This window comes from Candidatus Binataceae bacterium, from assembly GCA_036495685.1.
GTDB lineage: Bacteria > Desulfobacterota > Binatia > Binatales > Binataceae > JAFAHS01.
Window position 1 is genome coordinate 1 of the sequence record DASXMJ010000209.1, and the last position, 2078, is coordinate 2078.

Genomic DNA, 2078 nt, shown 5'->3' on the forward strand with positions numbered 1-2078 from the left:
GGGAAGATGACCATGTCGCGCACGGGCATCATCGGAACCTTCTTCACGTCGCCTTTTTCGCGGTTGAACATCGAATCGGCCAAATCCATTCCTTAGCCCGCTTTTTCGAGCAGGCTCCAATTAATTTCGCGTCCCTTCACCATGTCGGCGGTCACGACAAAGTCGCGAAGCTTCCGTTGCGCCGGCAGGTGGTACATCATTTCGAGCATCAAATCTTCGAGAATCATGCGCAGGCCGCGTGCGCCGACTTTCCTTTGCAGCGCGAGATCGGCGACGGTTTCAAGGGCGTCGTCCGTAAAGCGCAGCCTGACATTTTCGAATTCGAAGAGGCGCTGATACTGCTTCACGAGCGCGTTCTTCGGCTCGGTGAGAATTCGCACGAGCGCCGACTTATCCAGGTCGCTCAGCACGCCTACGACCGGCAGGCGGCCGACAAATTCTGGAATCAGGCCGTAGCGAATCAGGTCAGTCGGCTGCACTTGCTCGAGAACTTCGATGTTGCGCCGCGTTGCGGTCGAGGGCTGCGTATCAGCATGGAAACCAAGTGACTTCTGGCCCACGCGCCGCTCGATCGTTTTTTCGAGTCCCACGAAAGCGCCGCCGCAGATGAAGAGAATGTTCGTCGTGTCCACCGGCGTAAATTCCTGGTGCGGATGCTTGCGGCCGCCCTGCGGGGGAACGTTGGCGATCGTGCCTTCCAAAATCTTCAGAAGCGCCTGCTGAACGCCTTCACCCGAAACGTCACGGGTAATCGAAGGGTTTTCGTCTTTCTTTGAAATCTTGTCGATCTCGTCGATATATATGATGCCTTGTTGCGCCTTTTGGACGTCACCATCTGCAGCCTGGAGCAGCTTCAGGATGATGTTTTCAACGTCCTCACCAACATATCCGGCTTCCGTCAGCGTGGTGGCATCCACGATTGCGAACGGAACTTCGAGCATTCGCGACAGGGTTTGCGCCAGAAGCGTCTTGCCCGTGCCCGTGGGGCCAACCAGCATGATGTTCGACTTCGTAAGCTCGACATCGCCGGGCTGGCGATTCAAGAAAATCCGCTTGTAGTGGTTGTAAACCGCGACAGCGAGTTTTTTCTTCGTCTTATCCTGGCCAATCACGTACCCATCGAGAAAAGCTTTGATCTCGGGCGGGCGCGGCAATCGGCGATTCGCTGGACTCGCCTGTTCGCGCTTCTCATCCTCGAGAATCTGCTGGCAAACGCCGACGCACTCATTGCAAATGTACGAGCGCGGATACTCGGAGGGGGAGCTGATGAGCTTCTCCACCTGCTCCTGCGTTTTATGGCAGAAGGAACAGCGCAACGGCTCTTCTGGTGTGAACCGTTTCACAGAATTCGCTCCCTCCCAGGGAGAACCACCACACCCATTGTAATGCTTAAATCCATTCTAAGACGGAAACGCAACCGTCGCGGATGCAATCATCGCTCTGACTACTAACCGTTTGGAACGCTGTCCGCGCGCCCTTCGCATCGGTTTCGATTAGCGGTGCTTCGCGATAATTTCATCGACAATGCCGTAGGCTTTGGCCTGCTCTGCGGTCATGATGAAATCGCGTTCCACGTCTTTTTCGATCCGTTCAATCGGCTGGCCAGTGTGGAACGAAAGAAGCTTATTGAGGGAATCGCGGGTGCGCAGAATCTCGCGAGCGTGGATATCGATGTCCGTTGCCTGACCCGAGAGGCCGGACATCCAGGGCTGGTGAATCAGAACTCTGGAATTCGGCAAGGCATACCGCTTCTTCGGGGTGCCCGAAACAAGAAGCAAGGCCGCAATCGAGGCGGACTGGCCAATGCAGTAAGTGACCACGTCGGGTCGAACGAATTGCATCGTGTCATAAATCGCCATTCCCGCGGAAATCGAGCCGCCCGGCGAGTTGATGTACACCGAGATATCGCGCTCAGGGTCTTCGGACTCGAGAAACAGCAATTGAGCGGTGACAAGGTTGGCGACATGGTCGTCGATTGGCGTGCCGATGAAAATGATGTGGTCCTTCAGCAGCCGGGAGTAAATATCGTACGCTCGTTCGCCCCGATTGGTCTGTTCAACCACCATCGGTACGAGCGT

General features: G+C 55.9%; 2 protein-coding genes. Both read right to left on the minus strand.

The features are described 5' to 3' along the window. Positions 1–92: 92 nt before the first annotated feature. Positions 93–1343 carry an ATP-dependent Clp protease ATP-binding subunit ClpX gene (gene clpX / locus VGI36_19385; GenBank protein HEY2487313.1) on the minus strand — a complete coding sequence of 417 codons (1251 nt, stop codon included), beginning with the start codon at positions 1341–1343 and terminating at the stop codon, positions 93–95. A gap of 150 nt (positions 1344–1493) precedes the next feature. After that, positions 1494–2078, minus strand: a 585-nt coding sequence (locus tag VGI36_19390; GenBank protein HEY2487314.1) for an ATP-dependent Clp protease proteolytic subunit, incomplete at its 5' end; no start/stop codon positions are given.